Origin of the sequence: Nonomuraea sp. NPDC049152, assembly GCF_040648355.1 — a bacterium.
Taxonomy (GTDB): Bacteria; Actinomycetota; Actinomycetes; order Streptosporangiales; family Streptosporangiaceae; genus Nonomuraea.
The window spans coordinates 139,905-163,579 of record NZ_JBEZDO010000019.1; the positions used below are offsets into that span (position 1 = coordinate 139,905).

The window sequence follows — 23,675 nt, forward strand, 5'->3', positions numbered from 1 at the left end:
TCGGGTACGGCACCAGCGGCTCGACCCACGAGAACACGACGCCGGCCGTTCGCGGAGAACGGCCGGCGACACGCCGCGCCCGACGTCACCGTGGGGTCAGTGGGTGGGCTTCACCAGCGGGAACAGGATCGTCTCCCTGATGTTCTTGCCGGTGAAGGCCATGATCATCCGATCGATGCCCGCCCCCATGCCACCCGTCGGCGGCATCGCGTACTCGAGCGCCTGCAGGAAGTCCTCGTCGAGCTGCATCGCCTCGAGGTCGCCCCCCGCGGCCAGCACCGACTGCTCGGTGAGCCTGCGGCGCTGCTCGATCGGGTCGACCAGCTCGGAGTAGGCCGTGCCGAGCTCGGTGCCGAACCCGATCAGGTCCCACTTCTCGGTGAGCAGCGGGTTGTCGCGGTGCTGCCTGGTCAGCGGCGAGGTCTCCAGCGGGTAGTCCATGACGAACGTCGGCTGGATCAGCGTGTGCTCGACGAGCTCCTCGAAGAGCTCCTGGACGAGCTTGCCCTGGCCCCACTTCGGGTCCCAGTGGATGTCGCGCTTGTCGGCGTGCTTCCTGATCTGGTCGAGCGGGGTCTCGGTGGTGATCTCCTCACCCAGCGCCGAGGAGACCGAGCCGTACAGCGTGATCCGCGGCCACCTCTCCAGGCCCAGGTCGATCTCGACGCCGTCGTGCACGACCACGGTGGTGTCCAGCGCGGCCACGACCGCCTTCTGGTACATCCGCTGCGTCAGATCGGCCATATCGTCGTAGTCGAGGTAGGTGCCGTAGGCCTCGAGCATCGTGAACTCGGGGTTGTGCGTGGAGTCCGCGCCCTCGTTGCGGAAGTTGCGGTTGATCTCGAAGACCTTCTCGATGCCGCCGACCACGAGCCGCTTCAGATAGAGCTCGATCGCGATGCGGAGATAGAGATCCATGTCGTAGGCGTTGATGTGCGTCTTGAAGGGACGCGCCGCCGCGCCGCCGTGGATCGGCTGCAGCATCGGGGTCTCGACCTCGAGGTAGCCCTCCTCGTGCCAGAAGTCGCGCACCGCGCGGACCGTGGCGCTGCGGATGTGGGCCATCTTGCGCGCCTCGTCGTTGACGATGAGGTCGACGTAGCGCTGCCGTACCCGGGCCTCGGGATCGGTGAGCCCGACGTGCTTCTCCGGCAGCGGGCGCAGGCACTTGGAGGTGATCTGCCAGCTGTCGGCCAGGATGGACAGCTCCCCGCGGCGAGAGGTGATGACCTCGCCCTCGATGCCGACGTGGTCGCCGAGGTCGACGTCGCGCTTCCAGGCGGCCAGCGACTCCTCGCCGACCTTGTCGAGGGAGATCATGACCTGCAGGTCGCCGCCGCCGTCACGCAGGGTGGCAAAGCAGAGCTTCCCGCCGATGCGGTTGAGCATGACGCGCCCCGCGACTCCGACCTTGTCGCCGGTCGCGGTGTCAGGGTCGAGGCCCTGGTATTTCTCCCTGATCTCGGCGTTGGTAGCCGTACGGGGAAAGGTCACCGGATAAGGGTCGACGCCCTCGTCGCGAAGGCGGTCGAGCTTCTCCCTCCGGATGCGCATCTGCTCGGGAAGTTCGTCGCTCACAACACCAAAGGGTACCGATATGGCGCAATGCAAGAGTTCGTCAGCTTATTGCAAAGGGAGTGCAAGCAGGCGGGGCTATCAATGAGACACAGAGCCCAGGGGGGATCCGGCAGGGAGCCGGAACCGTGGGGCTCAAGGAGAGATCATGATGAAGAAGCTCGCGACAGGCTTCCTCGCAGTGGCCGCCACCGGCGCACTGGCTCTGTCGCTCCCCGCCACCGCCAACGCCTCGACCTCCCCCTCCTTCACCACCAGCGCCTCCGGCTACGACTACGACGACTACTGGGGCCCCTACTACTCGAAGTACGGACTCGCCAAGGCGAGCGGCTGGATCGGCGTCGAGGGCGACTACGAGGACGGCAACTCGGTGCACGTCAAGGGCCGGCTCTACGACCTGGACAACAGGAAGTACAGCCACGGCGGCAAGTGCGCCTTCGTGAAGTTCGAGGCGGCCGACGACGAGTACGACTGGAACCAGGTCTACTCCCGCTACTACTGCGGCTACCCCGGCTCCAAGTCCTTCCAGTTCCACGAGGAGGACGTCTACGCGCTTCGCGTCAAGGTCTGCCAGTACGACCCCTACAGCCACCACGTCAGCAAGTGCGGCAAGTGGTGGGACATCTACGACGCCGAAGAGGTGTGACCCTCAGGACAGAAGGGCCCCTTCCCGCGGGGGCCCTTCTTCACGTCGTGTTGCGGGCGTAGATGAGCCTGAGCCCGATGAGCGTCAGCCACGGCTCGTGCACGTCGATCGAGCGCGACTCCCTGACCACGAGCGAGGCGTGGCCGCCCGTCGCCACCACCGTGACGTCGTCGGGGTCGTCGGCGAGTTCGGCCGCCATCCGCTCGACGATGCCGTCCACCTGCCCGGCGAAGCCGTAGATGATGCCGGACTGCAACGCCTCGACGGTGTTCTTCGCGATGACGGACCGCGGCCTGATCAGCTCGACCTTGTGCAGCTGCGCTCCCGCGGCCGCCAGGGCGTCGACGGAGATCTCGATGCCGGGCGCGGTGACCGCGCCGACGTACTCGCCCTTGGCCGACACCGCGTCGAAGGAGGTCGCGGTGCCGAAGTCGACGATGATGCAGGGCCCGCCGTACTGGTCGATGGCGGCCAGGGAGTTGACGATCCTGTCGCTGCCGACCTCCTTGGGGTTGTCCATCCTGACCGGCACGCCGGTGCGGATGCCGGGCTCCACGATGACCGCGGTGACGTCGCCGTAGTAGCGGCGGCACATCTCGCGCATCTCGTTGAGCACCGAGGGCACGGTCGAGCAGATCGCGATGCCGCTCACGTCCGCGCCCTTCAGCAGGGGCGACTGGGTCAGCAGCCCCTGCACGACGACCGCGATCTCGTCGGCGGTACGGCGGGCATCGGTGGCGATCCGCCAGTGTTCGATGACCTCCTCGCCCTCGAAGAGGCCGAGAACCGTGTGAGTGTTGCCGACGTCGATCGCGAGCAGCATTTAGTTCCCCCGTAGATCCAGGGCTATGTCAAGCGCAGGTGCCGAGTGCGTGAGCGCTCCCACAGCAACGTAGTCCACGCCAGTTTCGGCTACATCACGGGCCGATTCCAAGGTCAGCCCGCCGCTCGACTCCAGCCGTGCCCTTCCCGCGACGAGTTCGACGGCTCGGCGCAGGTCTTCCACGGTGAAGTTGTCCAGAAGGATCTCCTCGGCGCCCTCGGCGAGGACGGGCGCGATCTGGTCGATCCTGTCCACTTCCACCTCGATCGGGAGATTTGGATACAGATCTCTCACCTTGCGGAAAGCCTCGGCGACGCCGCCCGCGGCGACCACGTGGTTGTCCTTGATGAGCGCCGCGTCGGACAAGGACATGCGGTGGTTGACCCCGCCGCCCGCCCTGACCGCGTACTTCTCCAGCGCCCTCAACCCCGGCAGCGTCTTACGGCTGTCGCGCACCCTGGTGCCCGTCCCCTCGACCGCCGCGACCCATCGGGCGGTGAGCGTCGCGATGCCCGACAGGTGGGTGAGCAGGTTCAGCGCCGTGCGCTCGGCGGTGAGCAGGGCGCGCGTCCCGCCCTCGACCGTCATGAGCACGTCGCCTCGGCGCACCCGCTCGCCGTCCTTGACCGTGCGCTCGACGGAGGTGACGCCGAGTCTGCGGAAGACCACCTCGGCGACGGCCAGGCCCGCGACCACGCCGTCGGCCCTCGCCACCACGTCGGCCGTCGCGATCTGTCCTGAGGGGATCGTGGCCAGGGAGGTGACGTCTCCCGCCTCCCGCAGGTCCTCGGCGAGCGCGCGCGAGACGACCTCGTCGACGGCGGCGGGATCGAGCCCCGCGGCCTCCAGTTCCTCCGCCAGGCGCGACCCCGTCCCGTGCGGCGTGTACGTCATGGCCAGCCCCTCCTGTGTCAGCGTGATGTCCAGATGCCCGAGCCAGTTCTCGTCGTCGCGGTCGGGGAAGTCCTCCCGCCAGTGCGAGCCCCTGGTCTCCAGGCGTGCGTGGGCGGCGGCCACGAGGACCGAGGCCACGGTGAGCAGGTTCGTGCTCTCCCACGACTCCACGCACGGCTGGACGGCCACGGGGGTCCATCTGGCGTCCCGCAGCGCGGTCCCCGTCCGCGCGACCGAGGACCTGCTGCGCAGCACCCCGGCGCCGCTGCTCATGTGGGCCTGGACGCGGGCGCGGGCACGGGGGTCGACGAGGCCCTCCTCGGCCGTGGAGGTCACGGGCTCGCCGGGGGCCGGCCGTACCAGGTGGATGTCCTCGGCGATGCGCTCGGCGAAGACCAGCCCTTCGAGCAGCGAGTTGGAGGCCAGCCTGTTCGCGCCGTGCACGCCCGTGCAGGCGACCTCGCCGCAGGCGTAGAGACCTTCGATCGAGGTGCGCCCGCGCAGGTCGGTCCTGACGCCGCCGCTGGCGTAGTGGGCGGCGGGCATGACGGGGATCAGCTCGGTGGCGGGGTCGATCCCGTGGTCGAGGCAGATCCCGTAGATCGTCGGGAAGCGGCTCTTCCACTTGTCGAGGCCGAAGTGGCGGCCGTCGAGGTAGATCTGGCCCGGCCTGCGCATGATCGCCTTGGCCACCACGTCGCGCGGCGCGAGCTCGTCGGTGAACCTCTCGCCCTCCGCGTCGACGAGGTAGGCGCCTTCGCCGCGCACCGCCTCGGAGATCAGCGGCTGCTGGCCGGTCGACTCCTCCCCCAGCCACAGCACGGTGGGGTGGAACTGCACGAACTCCAGGTCCCTGACGACGGCCCCCGCGCGCAGCGCGAGCGCGACTCCGTCGCCCGTGGAGACGACGGGGTTGGTGGTGGAGGCGTAGACCTGGCCCATGCCACCGGTGGCCAGCACCACGGCCCTGGCTCGCGCCTCGCCCACGCCGTCGCGCGCGCCCTCTCCCATGACGTGCAGCGTCACGCCCCTGGCTCGGCCCCTGGCGTCCTTGACCAGGTCGAGCACGAGCGCGTGCTCGATCACTTCGATCGTGGCGTGCGCGAGCACCGCCTCGATGAGCGCCCGCTGCACCTCGGCGCCCGTCGCGTCGCCGCCCGCGTGCACGATGCGGTCGCGGTGGTGCCCGCCCTCGCGGGTGAGCTGGAGCTCGCCCCGCTCGTCGGTGTCGAACCTGGCGCCCCTCGCGATCAGGTTCCGCAGCGCGCCCGGACCCTCTGTCACCAGCGTCCTGACGGCCTGCTCGTCGCAGAGCCCGACGCCCGCGACGAGCGTGTCGCCCAGGTGCTCGGCGGGCGAGTCCGCAGGGTCGAGCACGGCGGCGATGCCGCCCTGCGCCCATCTCGTGGAGCCTGACGACAGCACGTCCTTGGTGACGACCAGGACTTTCGCGGTGGGTTCGAGCTCGGCGTAGCGCAGGGCCACGGTCAGCCCTGCGACACCCGAGCCCACCACGACGACGTCGGCCTCGACCGTCCACCCGGGGGCGGGTGCGGTGAGCTTCATCGGGATCGCCGGTGCACTCATGGGGGGACCTCCTCAGATTTCGTCAGTATGACGATAACGCCCGGCGGCCCGTGCTCCCTTCCCGCCCCCCATGTTTCATCGGAGGACCGCGTCGCCCCGTACGGCTCCCTCTACGGCCGCCGCCAGGTCGGAGCCCAGTTCGACGATGCGGTTGTCGCGGTCGACGTGAACCACTCGAGGCGTGAAGGATCGCGCCTCGGCGTCGTCGAGCTGGCCGTAAGCGATGACGATCACCAGGTCGCCTGGAGAGATCAGCCGGGCGGCGGCGCCGTTGACGCCGATGATCCCCGACCCGCGTGGTCCGGTGATCGCGTAGGTCACCAGGCGGGCGCCGTTGTCGATGTCGACGACGTGGACCTGCTCGCCCTCCAGCAGGCCGGCCGCCTCCATCAGGTCCTCGTCGATGGTGAGAGAGCCCACGTAGTGCAGGTCGGCCTGTGTGACCGTGGCTCGATGGATCTTGGACGTCATCATGGTCCTGAACACGGGGGCCTCCTCAGAACGTCACATGGACGTTGTCGATCAAGCGGGTGGTGCCGACTCTAGCCGCCACCGCCAGGACCGCCTGACCGCTGAAGGAGTCGGGGACCTCGGCGAACGTGGCAGGGTCGACCAGGACGAGGTAGTCGACCGCGAGCCCCGACGCGGCCAGTTCCCCGGTGGCGGCCGCGCGCGCGGAGGCAGGCGTGCGCTCGGCGGCTCCCGCGCGCAGGGCGCGGGACAGGGCGAGCGCGGACTGCCTGTCGTCGGGGGTGAGGTAGCGGTTGCGGCTGGACAGCGCCAGGCCGTCGGGCTCGCGCACGGTCGGAGCGCCCACGATCTCCACGGGCACGTTGAGGTCGGCCACCATGCGCCTGATGAGCGCGAGCTGCTGGGCGTCCTTCTGGCCGAAGACCGCGACGTCGGGCTGGACCAGGTTGAACAGCTTGAGCACCACGGTGAGCATGCCGTCGAAGTGCCCGGGGCGGACCGCGCCCTCGACGATCGTGCCCATCTCGCCGGCCGAGACTCCGACCTGCCGGTCGGAGCGGTACATGTCGTCGGCCGAGGGGGCGAAGACCACGTCCACCCCTTCCTCCGCGCAGACGTCGAGGTCGGTGTCGAGGGTGCGGGGGTAGCGGGAGAAGTCCTCGCCGGGGCCGAACTGCAGCGGGTTGACGAAGATGCTGACCACGACCTGGTCGCCCAGCGCGCGGGCCGCCCGCATCAGCGAGCGGTGCCCCTCGTGCAGGGCGCCCATGGTCGGGACGAGCGCCACTCTGCCCGAGGAGCGGGCTTTGTCGAGGCCGGCGCGGTCGTGCGCGACGATCAGTTCCATCGATGTCCTCCTAGACTGATCAGGTCCAGGCGGAACGTCCCGGCCCGATCAGGTCCAAATGTTCCCCCCGAGCGCGTCGAGCAGTCGCTCGGCCGCCTCGGGCTTCAGCAACCCGGCGGCGAGCGCCCGGTCCGCCGTGAGCCTAGCGAGTGCCACGTATGCGTCGGCCGCTTCGGGCGCCGCCAGGATGAGCGCGTCGACGTGCTTGCGCACGGTGCCCGCGTCGCCGCGCACCACGGGCCCCGTCAGCCCCGAGATGCCAAGCCTGAGCACGTTGTCGAGCGCGGCCCCGAGCAGCGGGCCCAGCATCCTGCCAGGGTGCTCGACACCGATCCTCCCCAGGAGTTCGGACGACTCGGCGATCAGCGTGACCATGTGGTTGGCAGCCCCCGCGATGGCCGCGTGATAGAGAGCGCGGTCGGCGTCGGCGATCCAGACGGGCTCGCCGCCCATCTCGATGACCAACGCCTCGGCGATCGGGCGCAGCGGGTCGGGCGAGGTGACGCCGAACGAGATGCCGGTGATCCTGTTGAGGTCGTCATCCCTGCCGGTGAAGGTCATCACGGGGTGCAGGGCCAGCGGCAGCGCGCCTGCCTGAGTGGCGGGGTCGAGTACGGCCAGGCCGTAGGCGCCGCTGGTGTGGACGAGCAGCTTGCCGCGAAGGTCGACTCCCGTGGCCGCGAGCCCCGCGACCAGGTCGGGCAGCGCGTCGTCGGGAACGGTGAGCAGGATCAGCTCGGCCCTGCCGACGACCTCGTCGGGGCTGACGGTGCGCACGCCGAGCCGCTCGCCCGACCAGCGCTGCGAGGCGTCGGAGACACCGCTCGCGGCCACGATCCTGTGGCCGGCCTGGGCCAGCGCGGCGCCGAGCACCGAGCCCACCTTGCCTGCGCCCAGCACGCCGACGGCCAGCCGTCCCGGGCGATCCCCTGCGTCCATGACGTCGCGCTCCCCTGTCATCCGACACTGCTGACCAGGGTAACCGGCGCTCCTCGGCAGCCACCGTCACGGCTCTTTTGCCGCATGTTGGGCTGGGACAAAGCCGGGCAAGGGCACATATAGGAGACATCCCCGTCAGGGCGCGCGTCGAGCCACGGTGACCCGGCGCCGGCTCCCACACAAGAGGGCCGACCCTCCGCCGACGGGCCGGCCCCCGGGGGTGCGAAAGCGCGCCCGCCCTGCTTCGTCGCAGGGCGGGCGCGCGGCTCTCACATCACCAGTGGTTGACGACCCCGGCGCCACCCCTGCACCCGGCGACGGCCACGCCGAGGATCGCCACGGCGTTGCCGCACGCGTTCACGGGGATCGAGATCGGCGCGAAGATCTGGTTGCCCGACAGCACGCCGCTGTCGCCGCTGGTGACGTTGTCCGCGTGGGCGGCAGGCGCGCCGAGCGCCATCATGGCCAGCACACCGGCGACGACGACAGACTTCTTCAGCATGGGTTGTCCTCTCATTGCGCGGCACGCGGCCGCGGTACGGGTGCCTGCGTCGACGATCGGACCGGGCCCATTGGGGGAAGGGTCGGGGCGATCGTCTGATGACACCGGGTAACCGTAGCGCAAAGCGGCGACAGGGAGTAGTCATTCCATCACCGGGCGTGCCACCGGAAGGTCATGAGATAGTCCGTGACATGTGGCTCACCTGGCGGGCGGCGATGGAACGGGCGCTCTATGGGGAGAGCGGTTTCTACCTGCGCGAACGGCCCTCAGGACACTTCCGCACCTCGGTCGGCGCCTCGTCCGTCTTCGCGGGGGCCGTCCTGACGCTGCTGCTGCGTCTCGACAGCGAGCTCGGCCGGCCCGACCGGCTCGACCTGGTCGACGTCGGCGCGGGTGACGGAGCGTTGTCCTCTCACGTGCTGGCCGCCGCCCCGCCCGCGCTGCGCGACCGGCTGAGGGTCACGGCGGTCGACCTCTCCTCCCGCCCCGCCGACCTGCCCGAGGCGATCGCGTGGAGCCACACCATCCCGCGGGGGATCACCGGCATGGCGATCGCCAACGAATGGCTGGACAACATCCCCTTCGACGTGGTGGAGCAGGCCGCCGACGGGCCTCGCGTGGTGCTCGTCCACATCGAGACGGGCGAGGAGCGGCTCGGCCCCCCGCCCTGCGAGGAAGATCTGCGATGGCTCGAACGATGGTGGCCGTTGCGGCGGGTGGGCCAGCGGGCCGAGGTCGGCAGGTCGCGGTGCGCGGCGTGGGCGGCCGTGGTCGGACGGCTGGCCAGGGGTCAGGCGATCGCCGTCGATTATGCACACCCTGTGGATAACCGGCCGTCCCGCGGCACGCTCACCGGATACAGGGACGGTTGGGTCGTCGCGCCCATACCCGACGGGACCTGCGACATCACCGCACATGTCGCACTCGACGCGTGCGCGGACGCAGGCCTACGAGCCGGTGCGATATCCACAACCTTGTCCACACAGCGCGACATTCTGCGCACTCTCGGAGTGACCGGCGTCCGCCCTTCGCTCGACCTCGCGCGAACCGATCCGACCGGCTATCTGAGGGCCCTGGCCCGCGCCTCACAGGAAGCCGAACTAGTCGATCCGGCAGGCTTGGGCAGTTTCGGCTGGCTTAGCCAGGTACGTTAAAACGTGTGGAGATCGAACAGACCGCGCTTCCAGGCATCGGGCTCAAACACGAGTTCGGCACCCAATCGGGCCGCCGTGTCGCCGTCGTCTCACACCGCTCGGGGCGACGCGACCTGATCATCTACGACCGGTCGGATCCCGACCGGGCGTGCGAGGCCATACAGCTCAACGACGAAGAGGCCGACGCGCTGGTCGAGCTGCTCGGCGCGCCGCGCATCGTCCAGCGGCTCAACGCGCTCCACCGTGAGATCGAAGGGCTGGTCAGCCTCCAGCTGACGATCCTGCCCGGCTCGCCGTACGACGGCAGGACGCTGGGCGACGCGCGCATCCGCACCCGCACAGGCGCCTCCGTGGTCGCCGTCGTGCGCGGTCCGCAGGTCAACGCGAGCCCCACCCCCGACTTCAGGTTCGAGGCGGGAGATGTCGTGGTCGTCGTCGGCGATGCCGACACGACCGCCGCGGCCGCCGACATCCTGACGGACGGCTGATGCGCCACCTGCTCGTCAGCCCATCAGAGGCGACCTGATGGGGGTTCTCGCGGTCGAAGCGCACAACACGGCGATAGTCTTCCTCGAACTCGGCGGCATCATCCTCGGCCTCGGCGTGCTCGGCGCGCTGGCGTTGCGGGCGGGTATCTCCGCCATCCCCCTCTATCTCATCGCCGGCCTCGCCTTCGGGCAGGGCGGCATCCTCCCCCTGGCGACCAGCGAGGAGTTCATCGCCATCGGCGCCGAGATCGGCGTCGTGCTCCTCCTGCTGACGCTCGGCCTGGAGTACAACGCGGGCGAGCTCGTCTCCAGCCTGCGCGGCAACGCCAGAGCGGGCCTGGTCGACATCGTCCTCAACGCCGCCCCAGGCGCGATCGCAGCGCTGCTGCTCGGCTGGGGCCCCGTGGCCGCGGTCGCGATGGCAGGCGTCACCTACGCCACCTCCTCGGGCATCACCGCGAAGGTGCTGTCGGACCTCGGGTGGATCGGCAACCGCGAGACACCCGTGGTGCTGTCGCTGCTGGTCTTCGAGGACCTGGCGATGGCCGTCTACCTGCCGCTGCTCACCGCGATGCTGGCCGGCGTCTCGCTGATGACAGGGGCGATCTCCCTGGGCATCGCCCTGGGCACGGTCACCGTCGTCCTGGTGATCGCGCTGCGCTTCGGCAGGTTCATCGAGGCGTTCGTCTCCAGCCCCAACAACGAGGTGCTGCTGCTGAAGGTGCTCGGCCTGGCCCTGCTCGTGGCGGGCCTCGCCCAGGAGCTCCAGGTGTCGGCGGCCGTCGGCGCGTTCCTCGTCGGCATCGCGCTGTCGGGCGAGCTCGCGCACGAGGCCAGGGCGCTGCTGATGCCGCTGCGCGACCTGTTCGCCGCCGTGTTCTTCGTCTTCTTCGGCTTGCAGACCGACCCGACGAAGATCCCGCCCGTGGCGCTGCTCGCGCTGCTGCTCGCCCTGGTCAGCATCGTCACCAAGCTGCTGACCGGCGCCTACGCCGCGCGAAGGGCGGGCATCGCCAGGGCCGGCCGGATGCGCGCGGGCATCGCGCTGGTCCCGCGCGGCGAGTTCAACATCGTCATCGCCGGACTGGCGGTGGCGGCGGGAGCCCATCCCGATCTCGGCCCCCTCGCCGCCACCTACGTGCTGATCCTCGCGGCCTTCGGCCCGCTGGCCGCCAAGCTGGTCGAACCTCTTCTCACGCGGCCTCCCTCGTCGGCCCCGTGAGAAGGACCTGCCGGGTCCACTGGCTCACTCGGTTCGCTCAACCGCAGGAAACGTCCAGCGACCGAAGCCCTCGAATGATGTAGCCGGGGTTCCAGACGGGCTCGCTCGTCAGCTCCATCGCCGGCGCCTTCCTCAGGAGGGCGCCGAAGGACTCCACCAGCTCGATCCTGGCCAGCGGCGCGCCCAGGCAGAAGTGGATGCCCGCGCCGAACGAGATGTGCGGGTTGTCCGCCCTGCCGACGTCGAGCCTGTCGGGCTCGTCGAAGACCTCGGGGTCGCGGTTGGCCGAGCCGAACAGCAGGGCCACCTCCTTCCCCTTCGGGATGGCCACGCCGCCGACCTCGATGTCCTCCAGCACCCAGCGCTCGAACATCTGCAGCGGGGTGTCGTAGCGCATCAGCTCCTCGATCGCGGTGGGCAGCAGCGAGAGGTCGTCGCGCAGCCGTACGAGCTCGGAGGGGTTGCGGAACAGCGACCACCAGCCGTTGCCGGTGACGTTCACGGTCGCCTCGTGGCCCGCGTTGAGCAGCAGCACGCAGGTGCCGACCAGCTCGTCCTCGGTCAGCTCCCCGATCTGGGCGAGCGCGCTGATCAAATCCTCGCCCGGGTCCGCCTTGCGGGCGCGGGCGAGGTCCTTGAGGTAGTCGGAGAACTCCGAGGCGGCCCTGACCGCCGTGTGCTGGGCCTCCTGCGAGGGGTTCAGCTCGTACATGCCGCAGATGTCGGCCGACCACGGGCGCAGCAGATGCCTGTCGGCGTCGGGGACGCCGAGCATCTCGGCGATGACGGTGACCGGCAGCGGCTCGGCCACCTCGGCGATCAGGTCGCCGCCGCCCTTCTCGACGAAGTCGTCGACCAGGCCCTCGACGATCGCGCGGACCCTGGGCCGCATCGACTCGACCATGCGGGGCGTGAACGCCTTGGAGACCAGGCGGCGCAGGCGGGTGTGGACGGGCGGCTCGACGTCGAGCATGCCCGCCCTGACCACCCGCCAGAACGGATCCTGGAACTCCGGCTCCGGCTCGCGGCCGAACTCCTCGTGCGTGGCGAGGTGCAGGTAGGACCTGCCAAGGCGGCGATCCCTGAGCAGCGCGTTGACGTCCGCGTGCCTGGCGATCAGCCACTGTCCCGTGGGCTCGAAGAAGCTGACGGGCGCGTCGCGCCGCAGCTCGTCATAGACCGCGTACGGCGAAGCTACAAAATCCGGATTCCAAGGATCAAAGCGCACTACTGCATCTTAGATTCGGCCTTCGCGTGCCTGCTCCGCATCCTGATGTTGAGCAGCTCGACGACCACCGAGAACGCCATCGCGAAGTAGATGTAGCCCTTGGGGATGTGCTGGTCGAAGCCCTCGGCCAGGAGCACGACACCGATCAGCACCAGGAACGACAGCGCCAGCATCTTGATGCTCGGATGCCTGTCAACGAACCTGCTGATCGGCCCCGAGGCGAACAGCATCACCAGCACCGCGACGATGACCGCCGCGACCATCACACCCAGCTCGTCCACCATGCCGACCGCGGTGATGACCGAGTCGAGCGAGAACACGACGTCGAGCACCATGATCTGGAGGATGACCGAGGTGAAGGAGGTCACCTTGCCCTGCTTACCCTCCTTGTCCTTCAGCTCCATGCTCTCGCCGATCTCCAGCACGCTCTTGGCCAGCAGGAACAGGCCGCCGAGGATGAGGATCAGATCTCGGCCCGAGATCTCCTGCCCCAGTACCTCGAAGAGCGGCTCCGTCAGCCGTACCACCCAGGAAAGCCCGAGGAGCAGCAGCAGGCGCGAGACGAGCGCGGCGGCGAGGCCGAGGACCCTGGCCCTGTCGCGCTGCTCGGGCGGGAGCTTCCCGGCCAGGATCGAGATGAAGATGATGTTGTCTATCCCCAGCACGATCTCCAGGGCGACCAGGGTGAAGAACCCGATCCAGATCTGTGGGTCTGCCACCCAGTCCAGCATCATGTGCCTCCTTGTTCGCTGTCCCCATCCCCAACGAGCTCACCGCCCCAGAAGTTCGCGGCTTGCGAAACGGCACCCCATGTCGGTTATAGTTCGGGCGTAGGTCATGAGTGCCAGCGCTTAGCCCCGGCTTGCTGGCCGGCAACCCTCGCGTCCGCGGCGGGGTGCCCCGGGTGAAGACCTGGTCCGCCACGAGGTGTGGCGGGCAAGCGCGGGCTCCGATGCGCCATGGCCAGGGGTCCGATGACCCTAGAAGGGCTGTGCCGTGTCCGTTGCGACGATCTTCAACCCCGTTCAGGTCAAGGTGCTGGGCGAGGACCTCGAGGTGCCCGTCAAGGGTGGTCGCCTGGTCTCCTACGCCAACCTGGACTACGCCGCCAGCGCCCCCTGTCTGGAGCCGGTCAGCGCGGCCGTCGCCGCCGCGCTCCCGGCCTACTCCAGCGTCCACCGCGGCGCGGGCTACGCCTCCCAGCTGACCACCGCCCGCTACGAGCAGGCGCGCCACACCGTCCGCGCCTTCGTCGGCGCCCGCGCCGACGACGCGGTCGTCTTCACCCGCAACACGACCGACGCCACCAACCTGCTGGCCAGGTGCCTTCCCAAGGGCGCCACGACCGTGGTCTTCGACACCGAGCACCACGCGTCCCTACTCCCGTGGCAGCGCGTCGTGCGCCTCGCGCCGCCCGCCTTCCCCGGCGAGGCCGTACGGCAGGCCGACGAGGCGCTGGCCGCCATCGAGGGCCCCAAGCTGCTCGTCGTGACCGCCGCCTCGAACGTGACGGGCGAGCTGTGGCCGATCGCCGCCCTCGCGCACATCGCCCACCGGCACGGCGCCCGCATCCTCGTCGACGCCGCCCAGCTCGTCCCTCACCGCAAGCTCAACCTGACCGCGCTCGACCTCGACTACGTCGCCTTCTCCGGCCACAAGCTCTACGCCCCCTTCGGCGCGGGCGTGCTGGTCGGGCGGCGCGACTGGCTCTCGGACGGCGAGCCGTACCTCAAGGGGGGCGGCGCGGTGAAGTCGGTGGGCACCCTGGCCGACGGCACCACCGAGTGGCACGAGGACGCAGAGCCGAGGCACGAAGCCGGGACCCCGAACGTGCTGGGCGCGATCGCGCTGGCCGCCGCGTGCGACGCGCTCACCGCGACGGGATGGACGCCGCTGGTCCACGAGGAGGAGCGGCTGATCTCCAGGCTGCGTGAAGGGCTGGACGCCGTCGAGGGGGTCCGCGAGCTGTCGCTCTGGGGGCCTGACCACCCGCGGGTCGGCATCGTGTCGTTCGTCGTCGACGGTTACACCGCCAGGCAGGTCGCCGAGGCGCTCTCCACCGAGTACGGCATCGGCGTGCGTGACGGGAAGTTCTGCGCGCACCCGTTCGTGCGGCACCTGCTCGACATCCCCGAGCGCAGGAGCTCGGGCGGAGAGAGCGAGGCACGAGCCAACGAGGACCGAAGCGGGCGCGACAGTCAGAACGACGGCGGCTGCGAGGACGACACCGCGTCGGCCGTCAGGGCCTCGATCGGCATCGGCACGACGGAGGAGCACGTCGACCGGCTCGTCGGCGCGCTGCACGATCTGGTCGCCCGCCGCTAGCTAGGGCCGGGTCGGCGAGTCGGGCGGCAGGTCCTCGTCGCGCCGCGGCTCGTCGAAGATGTCCATGGGGGCGCGCTCGGCCTCTCGCTCGGCCTCGCGCTGCTCGGCCTTCCGCCCGCGGGCGCGTACGAGCAGGCCGTCGGCACCGAAGCGTCCCCCGCCGACCGCCACCAGCAGGAGGCAGGCGGACGCGAGGGCGCCGACCAGCTCCCAGCCGCCGCTCGTCACGAAGATGCCCTTGCCGCCGTGCACGAACACGAAGGCGCCCACCATGTCGACGACCAGCGCGAGCGCCGCCAGGCGCACCAGCAGGCCGACGATCAGAAAGGCGCCGCCCACCAGCTCGGCCGCCGCGGCGAAGGCCGCGGACAGCCCCGCCAGCGGGATCCCCATCTGGGTGAACATCTGAGTGACGGCGCCGAGTCCGCCCTGGAACTTCTGCCAGCCGTGGGCGACGAAGATCACGCCGATTACCACCCGCGCCACCAGCACGGCCAGGTCGAAAACCGCTCGCTTCATGGGCCCTATGTCCCCGCACCACCTGGCGAAATGCGCAAATAGACCATTCCTTGACTGGATCACTATCAGCGCCAGTGGCAGCATGACGGTATGGAAGAACGCGTGGTCGGCATCGGAGCGGGCGCCAAGGAGCTGGCCACGGAGGACATGATCCTCAACATCGGCCCCCAGCATCCCTCGACGCACGGTGTTCTACGGCTCCGCCTCACCCTCGACGGCGAGCGCATCGCCACGGCCGAACCGATCATCGGCTACATGCACAGGGGCGCGGAGAAGCTGTTCGAGGTCCGCGACTACCGGCAGATCATCATGCTGGCCAACAGGCACGACTGGCTGGCGGGCTTCGCCAACGAGCTCGGCGTGGTGATCGCCACCGAGCGCATGCTCGGCATGGAGATCCCCGCCCGCGCGGTCTGGGCCCGCACCCTGCTGGCCGAGCTGAACAGAGTGCTCTCCCACCTGATGTTCCTCGGCTCCTACCCGCTCGAGCTCGGCGCCATCACCCCGATCTTCTACGCCTTCAACGAGCGCGAACGCATCCAGGGCGTCATGGAGGAGATCTCCGGCGGCCGGATGCACTACATGTTCAACCGCGTCGGCGGGCTCAAGGAGGAGCTGCCCGCGGGCTGGCTCGACCGCGTCACCGCGACCGTCGCCGCCACCCGCGCCAAGGTGCCCGACATCGAGGACCTCATCCTCGGCAACGAGATCTTCCTGGCCCGCACCAGGGGCGTCGGCGTCCTCGACCGCGACACGATCATGCAGTACGGCGTGAGCGGCCCCATCGCCAGGGCCTCGGGAGTCGACATCGACCTGCGGCGCGACCAGCCGTACCTCGCTTACGACGAGCTGCCCGTCAAGGTCGTCACCCGTACGGCAGGCGACTGCCACGCCCGCTTCGAGGTCCTGCTCGACCAGCTCAAGGTCTCCCTCGAACTGGCCGACGCCTGCGTCGAGCGGCTGCGCTCGCTCCCTCCCGGCCCGATCAACCAGCGCCTGCCCAAGGTGCTGAAGGTGCCGGAAGGCCACACCTACGCCTGGACGGAGAACCCGCTCGGCATCAACGGCTACTACCTGGTCTCCAAGGGCGACAAGACGCCGTGGCGGATGAAGCTGCGCTCGGCCTCCTACAACAACGTCCAGGTGCTGCGGGAGATGCTGCCGGGCCACCTGGTCTCCGACATGGTCGCGATCCTCGGCTCGATGTTCTTCGTGGTGGGTGACATCGACAAGTGAGGGACAAATACGTCGACTGGCTCCGCGCGGTCAGCCTCATCACCGTGGTCGTCTGGCACTGGGCCTTCACCATCCTCGTCTGGACCCCCGAGGGCCCCTCCCCGACCAGCCCGCTCGGCTTCACCTCCGGCCTGTGGATGCTCACCTGGCTGTTCCAGGTGCTGCCGCTGTTCTTCTACGTCGGCGGGCACGTCCACCTCCTGTCCTGGCAACGGGCCTGCGAGCGAGGGACGGGCGTCGGATCCTTCGTCTGGCGGCGCATCAAGGCGCTGGCCATCCCCGGCCTGACCCTGTCCGGCGTGTGGCTCGCCGTCGGCGCGGTCGTGACCATGCTGTTCGACGTGCCCTGGATGTGGCGGGTGGTGCTGCTCGTGCTCAGCCCGCTGTGGTTCCTCATCGTCTACCTGATGCTGATCGCGCTGCTGCCCGTCGCGCTGTGGCTGCACCGCCGCTACGACGTGCTCGCCCTCATCTGGCTCGGCGGCGCCGCCCTGGTCGTCGACGTCATCCGGCTGCGCTACCACGTCGAGTGGGTCGGCTGGCTCAACATGATCCTGGTGTGGGGCCTGGCCCACCAGGCCGGCTTCTTCTACGACAGGGTCGTCATCCTGCCCCGCCGCTACGACTTCGCCGTCCTGTGGACCGGCCTGTTCGGCCTGTTCGGTCTGGTCTACTCGGGCCTGTACCCGGGGTCGATGGTCGGCGTGCCCGGCGACAAGCTGTCGAACATGGCCCCGCCCACCTTCGTCATCGTGGCGCTGCTCATCTTCCAGATCGGCCTGGTGGAGGTGCTCAGACCGACGATGGAGCGGGTGCTTGAGCGGCCCCGATGGAAACGGGCCAACGAGATCGTCAACCGGTTCGCGCTGCCGCTGTTCCTGTTCCACACCACGGGCATGGCGATCGCGCTGGGAGCGTGGTGGGGGCTGTTCGGCTTCCCCGCGGCCGATCCGCGGCCGAACCTGATGTGGTGGCTGGAGCGGCCCTTCGCCATCGTCGGCCCCCTGCTGTGCACCCTCCCGGTCATCTACCTCTTCTCCAGGGGAAAGCGCGTAGACCGCACCCCCACACCCACCTAGGGTGCACAACAAATGCATGACAGATGTTGAACGCCGAAGCTAAAATCAAGCCATGATGGCGAACATCGGGTTCCGGGCGACATCCGAGGACGAGGAAATCATCAGGGCGGCCATGCGGGAGGGCGAACGGACCAGCGACGTCATCCGCCGCGCGCTCCGCCTCCTCGAACGCGAGGTCTGGCGCGAGCGGGCATGGGCGGACATGGAACGGCTCGCCGACGAAGACCTTTCCGACGAAGAGGACGCCTGGTGATACGCGGCGCGGTCTACCGGGTCGACCTCGGAGAATCGAAACGCGGACACGAACAACGCGGCCGTCGATATGGGCTCGTGCTGAGCCATTCACCCGACGCCTGGAGCGTTGCCACCATCATCCCCACCTCCACCAAGGCACAGCCGACCGTGTTCCGCCCCCAGATCGAGCTCTGCGGGACGATGACGTGCTTCCTCGTCGACCAGATCCGGAGTGTGGACACCGCGTTCATCCATGGCGCGCCCGTCTGCTACCTGGGAAGAGATGAGATGGCCGAGATCGAGGACGCCGTCGGGCGCTACCTCGGCCTCTGAAGCTCGTCCTCGGGGTCCTTGGGGACGCGGCAGGAGTTCTCCAGGTAGAGGGCCGCGGCGATCAGCGCCACGAAGGACAGCAACGACCCCGTGGAGACGAAGAACTCCCCGCGCGGCGTCTCCCTGGTCAGCAGCTGGACCGTCGTCAGCGAGAACCCGGCGAAGATCCCCGCGAAGACCGCGCCGACGTACGCCGAGGCCTTCCCCAGCGCCGCGAGACGGGCCACGGCCAGCGGCTCCACCGGCTTGGTGTCGGGCTTGCGGGCGATGCGCGCACGCGTCATCCAGCCGCTGTAGAACTCGCCGACGGCCAGCAGCAGCACGGTGGGGATCGCCGTCCACGGCACCAGCGGCAGGCTGGCGTAGAACTGCTTGACGATCAGCCAGGACACCAGGGCGACGACGACCAGGACGCCGATCAGGACAGCGGGACGGGTGGGCTTCAATCCGGCCCCTGCAGCTTGAGGTCCTGGCGCAGCCGTACGCCCGACTGGTCGAGGGCCGCCAGCAGGTCGGCGACAGGGCCGCGACCGGGCACGACCGCCGAGGGGTCGGCGTTCGACCACGGCACCAGCACGAAGGCGCGCTCGTGGCAGCGGGGGTGCGGCAACGTCAGGTCCGGGTCATCGGAGACGACGTCGCCCGCGGCGATGATGTCGACGTCGAGCGTGCGCGGGCCCCAGCGCTCGGCGCGGATCCTGCCGAAGGCGTTCTCGACGCTCTGGGCGCGGTCGAGAAGCGTTTCGGGGGTGAGCTTGGACTCGGCGATGACGATCGCGTTGAGGTACGGCTTCTGGTCGTCAGGACCGCCGACAGGGTCGGTCTCGTAGACCGGCGAGACCGCGACGAAGCGCAGCCCCGGCGCGTCGAACAGGGAGTCGATCGCGCCCTGGAGGGTCTCGAACCGGCTTCCCAGGTTGCTGCCGAGAGCGAGGACCACTTTCATACACGGCTCCGCAGGATCGTGACGGCCACGTCGTCGAAGGGCAGCGGGATCGGGGCCGACGGCTTGTGCACCGTGATCTCGGCTGCCTGGACGGCCTCGTCGGCGAGGCAGAGCTCGGCCAGGCGTTCGGCGAGCGTCTCGATCAGGTTGACCGGCTCGCCCTCGACGATCTTCGTCAGGTCCTGGGCCAGCTCGCCGTAGTGAACGGTCCTGGTGACGTCGTCGGTGTCGGCGGCGGGCCTGGTGTCGAGGAAGAGCGTCGCGTCGATCACGAACTCCTGGCCGAGCTCGCGTTCGGCGGGCAGCACGCCGTGGCGGCCCCGCGCCCGCAGCCCCTTGAGAGTGATCCGGTCAGCGGTCACGTTCGGCTTCCTCCTCCTCGTCCTCGTCCTCGCTCTGCAGCACGGGCGAGCCGTGGTGCATCCACAGCCGCCAGCCCCTGCTCGACCTGACATAGACGTTGCTGGCCACGACCTTGCCCGCGGCGAAGCTGGCCTCACCCTCCTCGCCCGCGGTCAGGATGTTCTCCACGCAGGTGAGCACCGCCAGGTCGCCCAGCACGGTCGTCTGGACGTCGGTGAGCACGAACTGGATGTAGGTCGTGTTGGCCATGATGAGCGCCCACGAGCGCAGCACCTCGGCCCTGCCCGCCAGCATCGACCAGCCCGGATGCACGCACGAGACGCGGCCGTCTGCCGTGTCCTCGGCCCAGATCTCGGTCATCTTGTCGAGGTCGGCATCCTCGATCGCGGTGTAGAAGGCCTGGTTGACCGTCTCGATCGCAGCGGTGTCGACGCTCATCGGCCTCCTCCTCGCTTCCAGGCGGCCGCCACACGGACGGCGTCGGCGTTGGGACCCACCTCGTGCACCCGCACGCACCACGCGCCCGCCCGCGCGGCCAGCGCCGTGACCGCGGTCGTGGCGTGGTCGCTGCGGCTGAAGGAGCGCGGAGTGCCGTCGGGATCGGCCAGCAGCCTGCCGAGGAACCTCTTGCGCGAAGCCCCGACCAGCAGCGGGAAGCCCAGCTCGGCCAGCTTGTCGATGCCGGCCAGCAGCGCCCAGTTGTGCTCGGCGTTCTTCGCGAAACCCAGCCCGGGATCCAGCACGATCTGGCTCTCCGCGACGCCCTCCGCCATCACGAGCGCGACCCGCTTGGCCAGCTCCTCGCGCACCTCGGCGACGACGTCGGAGTAGACCGCCCTGCTCTCCATCTCGTGACTGTGGCCCCGCCAGTGCATCACGACGTACGGCACGCCCGTCGCGGCCACCACCCTCGACATGTCAGGGTCGGCCAGGCCGCCGCTCACGTCGTTGACGAGCGTGGCGCCCGCCTCGACCGCCGCCCGCGCCACCTCGGCCCGCATCGTGTCGACGCTCACCGTGACGCCCTCGGCCGTCAGCGCGCGGATCACGGGGACGACCCTGGCGAGCTCCTCCTCCTGCGACACCCGCGCCGCGCCGGGTCTGGTGGACTCGCCGCCGACGTCGACCAGGTCGGCGCCCTCCTGGACCAGCTCGAGACCGTGACGGACGGCAGCGCGCTCGTCGAACCACAGGCCGCCGTCGGAGAAGGAGTCAGGCGTCACGTTGACCACGCCCATGACGAGACAGCGCTCCTCAACTGGCAGCCCCATCTTCATGTCCCCAAGCCTAGGTGTATCACTCGTGTCGTCTCCCCGCCGGGTCTCCCCTTTGTGGATAACGATCTGGGTCCGTCGCCCACCCCGGCCACGCGCGCTCGGTGACGCGTATCCCTGGACAGACGCCGGCCACGTGCGGTGAGCGGCGCCTGTCCTGGCTTGCCGTACAGGGTGAGAAACGGACCGAGGGAAGAAAGGGTCAGCGAGCCATGATGAGGGCCATCGCCTCGGCGCGGGTCTTCTCGCTGGTACGGAAGTCACCCCGCACCGCGGACGTCAGGGTCTTCGCGCCAGGCTTGCGGACCCCTCGCATGGTCATGCACAGGTGCTCGCAATCCAGCACCACGATCACGCCGCGCGGCTCCAGCACCCGCATGAGCGCGTCGGCGATCTGCGAGGTCATCCGCTCCTGCACCTGCGGCCTTCTGGCGAAGACGTCGACCAGGCGGGCCAGCTTCGACAGCCCCGTGACCTGGCCCTTGTCGTTGGGGATGTAGCCGACGTGGGCCATCCCGAAGAAGGGGACCAGGTGGTGCTCGCACGTCGAGTAGACCTCGATGTCGCGGACGAGCACCATCTCGTCGTGGTCCACGTCGAACACCTTGTTCAGCACGTCCTCGGGGCGCTGGTTCAGCCCCGAGAACTGCTCGGCGTACGCGCGGGCCACCCTGGAGGGAGTGTCGAGCAGGCCGTCACGGTCCGGATCCTCGCCGATGGCGTAGAGGATCTCCCGGACGGCCTTCTCGATCCGAGCGTGGTCGACGTCGCGCGGCTTCACGCACCCTCGCCAGAGGGGAGAGCGTTGTCCGCGTGACCGGCGGTCAGAGCACCGTTGCCGGACTGCTCCTTCGGGGTCAGCACCGGCGGGCGGTCCGACGGGAGCCGCTTGCCGTAGCCCGCGTAGGACGGGCGGTGCTCCCTGACGACGACCGAGGAGAAGATCTCCACCACCTGCTGGCGGGAGAGGGTCTCCTTCTCCATCAGCTCGAGCACCAGGTTGTCGAGGACGTCGCGATACTCGACCAGGATGTCCCACGCCTGGTCGTGTGCCGTCTCGATCATCCGGCGGACTTCCTCGTCGATCGTGGAGGCGATCTTCTCGGAGTAGTCGCGCTCGTGGCCCATCTCGCGGCCGAGGAAGACCTCGGCGTTGCCGGTGCCGAACTTGCGGGCGCCGAGCTGCTCGCTCATGCCGTACTCGGTGACCATGCGGCGGGCGACGGCGGTGGCCTTCTCGATGTCGTTGGAGGCGCCGGTGGTGGGCTCGTGGAAGACGAGCTCCTCCGCCGCGCGGCCGCCGAGCAGCATCGCGAGCTGGTCCATCATCTCCGACCGCGTGGCGAGGAACTTGTCCTCCATCGGCAGGGTCATGGTGTAGCCGAGCGCGCGGCCACGGGAGAGAATCGTGATCTTGTGCACGGGGTCGCTGTTCGGCAACGCGTGCGCCACGAGCGCGTGACCGCCCTCGTGGTAGGCGATCATCTTCTTCTCCTTGTCGGACATGACCCGGGTCTTGCGCTCCGGGCCCGCCATGACGCGGTCGATCGACTCCTCGAGGATCTCCATCGTGATCAGCTTCTGGTCGGCGCGTGCGGTGAGCAGCGCGGCCTCGTTGATCACGTTGGCCAGGTCGGCGCCGGTGAAGCCGGGCGTGCGGCGCGCGATGACGTCCAGCTCGACGTCGGGCGCGAACGGCTTGCCGCGGCCGTGGACCTTGAGGATGCCCTTGCGGCCCTCGAGGTCGGGACGGTCGACGGTGACCTGGCGGTCGAACCGGCCAGGGCGCAGCAGCGCGGGGTCAAGGATGTCGGGCCTGTTCGTCGCGGCGATGAGGATCACGCCGCCCTTGACGTCGAAGCCGTCCATCTCGACGAGCAGCTGGTTCAGCGTCTGCTCGCGCTCGTCGTGACCACCGCCGAGGCCTGCGCCGCGGTGGCGGCCGACGGCGTCGATCTCGTCGATGAAGATGATCGCCGGGGCGTTCGCCTTGGCCTGCTCGAACAGGTCGCGAACACGGCTGGCGCCCACACCCACGAACATCTCGACGAAGTCGGAGCCGGAGATGGAGTAGAACGGCACGCCCGCCTCACCCGCGACCGCGCGGGCGAGCAGGGTCTTGCCGGTACCGGGCGGGCCGTACAGCAGCACGCCCTTGGGAATCTTGGCGCCGATCGCCTGGAACTTGGCCGGAGCCTGCAGGAACTCCTTGATCTCCTGCAGTTCCTCGATGGCCTCGTCCGCGCCGGCGACGTCGGCGAAAGTGGTCTTGGGAGTGTCCTTGGTGATCAGCTTCGCCTTGGACTTGCCGAAGTTCATCACCCGGCTGCCGCCGCCCTGCATCTGGTTCATGATGAACAGGAAGATGAGCACGATGATGACGATCGGCAGGAAGCTGACGAGGAGGCCGATCAGGAAGTTCTCCTGCGGCACCTCGACGTTGAAGCCGTTCTTGAGCTTGCCGGCCTGATCCTGCTTCTCCAGCTCGTCGACGAGCTGGACGCCCTGCCCCGCGACCCAGCTCGACTGGATGCGGTTGGTGGAGGCGTCGCCGACCGTGATCGGGCTGTTGAGAGTGAGCTCGATGCGCTGGTCCTTGTCGACGACCTTCGCGTTGGAGACATTGCCGTCGCGGATCTGCTTGAGCACCGTGGACGTGTCGGCAGTCTTGAAGTTGCCGTCACCGCTCCACATAGTGGTGACAAGCAGGAGCAGCACGACGATGCCCAGGATCCACAGCAGTGGCCCACGTGTAAATCGCTTGAGATCCATCCGATGCGGAACCCCTGCGGGCCCGTCCCTTCCTGACCATGGCCTGGAACCCCGGAGCTATCCGGGGCTGCGGCATCCGACACCGCTCCTACTGACTACCAGGGGGCGACACGCGGTCATCCCGTTGGTGTTCAGAAGGTACACCGGGGGAGGCGCAGGGTCACTGCCCGCTCCTCCGGCCTTGCCCTACCAACGTACGTCAGGTCGCTCGATGTTCC

The 23,675-nt window shown here is 69.1% G+C and carries 26 protein-coding genes and 1 riboswitch; of the genes, 9 read left to right on the forward strand and 17 right to left on the reverse strand.

Annotated features, from left to right (window positions below; genetic code table 11):
- Nucleotides 1-96 precede the first annotated feature (96 nt).
- Nucleotides 97-1,578 (reverse strand): bifunctional lysylphosphatidylglycerol synthetase/lysine--tRNA ligase LysX, encoded by a 1,482-nt coding sequence (lysX, locus tag AB0B45_RS30870; RefSeq protein WP_358137677.1) that lies wholly within the window; start codon nucleotides 1,576-1,578, stop codon nucleotides 97-99.
- A gap of 145 nt (nucleotides 1,579-1,723) precedes the next feature.
- Between lysX and AB0B45_RS30875 the strand changes: the two genes are divergently transcribed.
- Nucleotides 1,724-2,221 carry a hypothetical protein gene (locus AB0B45_RS30875; protein ID WP_358137680.1) on the forward strand — a complete coding sequence of 166 codons (498 nt, stop codon included), beginning with the start codon at nucleotides 1,724-1,726 and terminating at the stop codon, nucleotides 2,219-2,221.
- 40 nt (nucleotides 2,222-2,261) lie between these two features.
- Here AB0B45_RS30875 and AB0B45_RS30880 read toward each other — a convergent pair whose 3' ends face one another.
- From AB0B45_RS30880 to AB0B45_RS30905, 6 genes are all read right to left on the reverse strand, one after another.
- Entirely contained in the window at nucleotides 2,262-3,044 is a 783-nt protein-coding gene (locus AB0B45_RS30880; protein ID WP_358137682.1) for a type III pantothenate kinase, read from the reverse strand.
- Complete coding sequence (locus AB0B45_RS30885) at nucleotides 3,045-5,525, reverse strand: L-aspartate oxidase (protein ID WP_358137685.1); 2,481 nt, start codon at nucleotides 5,523-5,525, stop codon at nucleotides 3,045-3,047. It abuts the gene before it with no gap.
- Nucleotides 5,526-5,600: 75 nt separating this feature from the next.
- Nucleotides 5,601-6,011 (reverse strand): aspartate 1-decarboxylase, encoded by a 411-nt coding sequence (gene panD / locus AB0B45_RS30890; protein WP_358137688.1) that lies wholly within the window; start codon nucleotides 6,009-6,011, stop codon nucleotides 5,601-5,603.
- 10 nt (nucleotides 6,012-6,021) lie between these two features.
- Nucleotides 6,022-6,843 carry a pantoate--beta-alanine ligase gene (gene panC, locus AB0B45_RS30895; protein WP_358137691.1) on the reverse strand — a complete coding sequence of 274 codons (822 nt, stop codon included), beginning with the start codon at nucleotides 6,841-6,843 and terminating at the stop codon, nucleotides 6,022-6,024.
- A 48-nt stretch (nucleotides 6,844-6,891) separates the two neighbouring features.
- Nucleotides 6,892-7,782 (reverse strand): DUF2520 domain-containing protein, encoded by an 891-nt coding sequence (locus tag AB0B45_RS30900; protein ID WP_358137694.1) that lies wholly within the window; start codon nucleotides 7,780-7,782, stop codon nucleotides 6,892-6,894.
- A 274-nt stretch (nucleotides 7,783-8,056) separates the two neighbouring features.
- On the reverse strand, nucleotides 8,057-8,284 hold the full coding sequence (locus tag AB0B45_RS30905; RefSeq protein WP_358137697.1) for a chaplin: 228 nt from the start codon (nucleotides 8,282-8,284) through the stop codon (nucleotides 8,057-8,059).
- A 191-nt stretch (nucleotides 8,285-8,475) separates the two neighbouring features.
- Here AB0B45_RS30905 and AB0B45_RS30910 point away from each other — a divergent pair, with 191 nt between their 5' ends.
- From AB0B45_RS30910 to AB0B45_RS30920, 3 genes are read left to right on the forward strand one after another with little or no spacing between them, the layout of a single operon-like run.
- Nucleotides 8,476-9,438 carry an SAM-dependent methyltransferase gene (locus tag AB0B45_RS30910; protein ID WP_358137700.1) on the forward strand — a complete coding sequence of 321 codons (963 nt, stop codon included), beginning with the start codon at nucleotides 8,476-8,478 and terminating at the stop codon, nucleotides 9,436-9,438.
- A 5-nt stretch (nucleotides 9,439-9,443) separates the two neighbouring features.
- A complete protein-coding gene (locus AB0B45_RS30915; RefSeq protein WP_358137703.1) occupies nucleotides 9,444-9,926 on the forward strand; it encodes a TrkA C-terminal domain-containing protein in 483 nt (160 codons plus the stop codon).
- Nucleotides 9,927-9,963: 37 nt separating this feature from the next.
- On the forward strand, nucleotides 9,964-11,148 hold the full coding sequence (locus tag AB0B45_RS30920; RefSeq protein ID WP_358137706.1) for a cation:proton antiporter: 1,185 nt from the start codon (nucleotides 9,964-9,966) through the stop codon (nucleotides 11,146-11,148).
- 37 nt (nucleotides 11,149-11,185) lie between these two features.
- On the opposite strand, the gene AB0B45_RS30925 is transcribed toward AB0B45_RS30920, so the two are convergent.
- The gene (locus AB0B45_RS30925; protein WP_358137708.1) at nucleotides 11,186-12,376 is read right to left on the reverse strand and encodes a cytochrome P450; all 1,191 of its coding nucleotides are present in this window, start codon (nucleotides 12,374-12,376) and stop codon (nucleotides 11,186-11,188) included.
- Nucleotides 12,376-13,110 carry a TerC family protein gene (locus AB0B45_RS30930; RefSeq protein ID WP_358137711.1) on the reverse strand — a complete coding sequence of 245 codons (735 nt, stop codon included), beginning with the start codon at nucleotides 13,108-13,110 and terminating at the stop codon, nucleotides 12,376-12,378. Before AB0B45_RS30930 ends, AB0B45_RS30925 begins: the two co-directional genes overlap by 1 nt.
- A gap of 99 nt (nucleotides 13,111-13,209) precedes the next feature.
- Nucleotides 13,210-13,325, forward strand: a riboswitch (SAM riboswitch).
- 47 nt (nucleotides 13,326-13,372) lie between these two features.
- Between AB0B45_RS30930 and AB0B45_RS30935 the strand changes: the two genes are divergently transcribed.
- Nucleotides 13,373-14,701 carry an aminotransferase class V-fold PLP-dependent enzyme gene (locus AB0B45_RS30935; protein WP_358137713.1) on the forward strand — a complete coding sequence of 443 codons (1,329 nt, stop codon included), beginning with the start codon at nucleotides 13,373-13,375 and terminating at the stop codon, nucleotides 14,699-14,701.
- Here AB0B45_RS30935 and AB0B45_RS30940 read toward each other — a convergent pair whose 3' ends face one another.
- The gene (locus AB0B45_RS30940; protein WP_358137716.1) at nucleotides 14,702-15,220 is read right to left on the reverse strand and encodes a DoxX family protein; all 519 of its coding nucleotides are present in this window, start codon (nucleotides 15,218-15,220) and stop codon (nucleotides 14,702-14,704) included.
- A gap of 90 nt (nucleotides 15,221-15,310) precedes the next feature.
- Here AB0B45_RS30940 and AB0B45_RS30945 point away from each other — a divergent pair, with 90 nt between their 5' ends.
- The 4 genes from AB0B45_RS30945 to AB0B45_RS30960 are packed head-to-tail and all read left to right on the forward strand — an operon-like array spanning nucleotide 15,311 to nucleotide 18,102.
- Nucleotides 15,311-16,456, forward strand: coding sequence for an NADH-quinone oxidoreductase subunit D (locus AB0B45_RS30945; RefSeq protein ID WP_358137717.1), 1,146 nt, complete (start codon nucleotides 15,311-15,313; stop codon nucleotides 16,454-16,456).
- Nucleotides 16,453-17,535, forward strand: a complete 1,083-nt coding sequence (locus tag AB0B45_RS30950) for an acyltransferase (protein ID WP_358137720.1) — start codon at nucleotides 16,453-16,455, stop codon at nucleotides 17,533-17,535. The genes AB0B45_RS30945 and AB0B45_RS30950 overlap by 4 nt, the downstream gene beginning before the upstream one ends.
- 52 nt (nucleotides 17,536-17,587) lie before the next feature.
- Entirely contained in the window at nucleotides 17,588-17,788 is a 201-nt protein-coding gene (locus AB0B45_RS30955; protein ID WP_358137723.1) for a hypothetical protein, read from the forward strand.
- Nucleotides 17,728-18,102, forward strand: coding sequence for a type II toxin-antitoxin system PemK/MazF family toxin (locus AB0B45_RS30960; RefSeq protein WP_358137726.1), 375 nt, complete (start codon nucleotides 17,728-17,730; stop codon nucleotides 18,100-18,102). The genes AB0B45_RS30955 and AB0B45_RS30960 overlap by 61 nt, the downstream gene beginning before the upstream one ends.
- Here AB0B45_RS30960 and AB0B45_RS30965 read toward each other — a convergent pair.
- The 7 genes from AB0B45_RS30965 to ftsH all read right to left on the reverse strand — a co-directional run bounded on the left by AB0B45_RS30965 (nucleotide 18,087) and on the right by ftsH (nucleotide 23,457).
- Nucleotides 18,087-18,548, reverse strand: a complete 462-nt coding sequence (locus tag AB0B45_RS30965) for a DUF3180 domain-containing protein (RefSeq protein ID WP_358137729.1) — start codon at nucleotides 18,546-18,548, stop codon at nucleotides 18,087-18,089. The genes AB0B45_RS30960 and AB0B45_RS30965 overlap by 16 nt on opposite strands.
- Nucleotides 18,545-19,048: a 2-amino-4-hydroxy-6-hydroxymethyldihydropteridine diphosphokinase gene (gene folK / locus AB0B45_RS30970; RefSeq protein ID WP_358137731.1), complete on the reverse strand. Its 504-nt coding sequence runs from the start codon at nucleotides 19,046-19,048 to the stop codon at nucleotides 18,545-18,547. The genes AB0B45_RS30965 and folK overlap by 4 nt, the downstream gene beginning before the upstream one ends.
- A complete protein-coding gene (folB, locus tag AB0B45_RS30975; protein WP_358137734.1) occupies nucleotides 19,045-19,410 on the reverse strand; it encodes a dihydroneopterin aldolase in 366 nt (121 codons plus the stop codon). The genes folK and folB overlap by 4 nt, the downstream gene beginning before the upstream one ends.
- Nucleotides 19,400-19,849, reverse strand: coding sequence for a nuclear transport factor 2 family protein (locus AB0B45_RS30980; RefSeq protein ID WP_358137736.1), 450 nt, complete (start codon nucleotides 19,847-19,849; stop codon nucleotides 19,400-19,402). Before AB0B45_RS30980 ends, folB begins: the two co-directional genes overlap by 11 nt.
- Nucleotides 19,846-20,649: a dihydropteroate synthase gene (folP, locus tag AB0B45_RS30985; protein ID WP_358137852.1), complete on the reverse strand. Its 804-nt coding sequence runs from the start codon at nucleotides 20,647-20,649 to the stop codon at nucleotides 19,846-19,848. The genes AB0B45_RS30980 and folP overlap by 4 nt, the downstream gene beginning before the upstream one ends.
- A 238-nt stretch (nucleotides 20,650-20,887) precedes the next feature.
- The gene (gene folE, locus AB0B45_RS30990; RefSeq protein WP_358137738.1) at nucleotides 20,888-21,466 is read right to left on the reverse strand and encodes a GTP cyclohydrolase I FolE; all 579 of its coding nucleotides are present in this window, start codon (nucleotides 21,464-21,466) and stop codon (nucleotides 20,888-20,890) included.
- Entirely contained in the window at nucleotides 21,463-23,457 is a 1,995-nt protein-coding gene (gene ftsH, locus AB0B45_RS30995) for an ATP-dependent zinc metalloprotease FtsH (protein ID WP_358137741.1), read from the reverse strand. The genes folE and ftsH overlap by 4 nt, the downstream gene beginning before the upstream one ends.
- Nucleotides 23,458-23,675 lie beyond the last annotated feature (218 nt).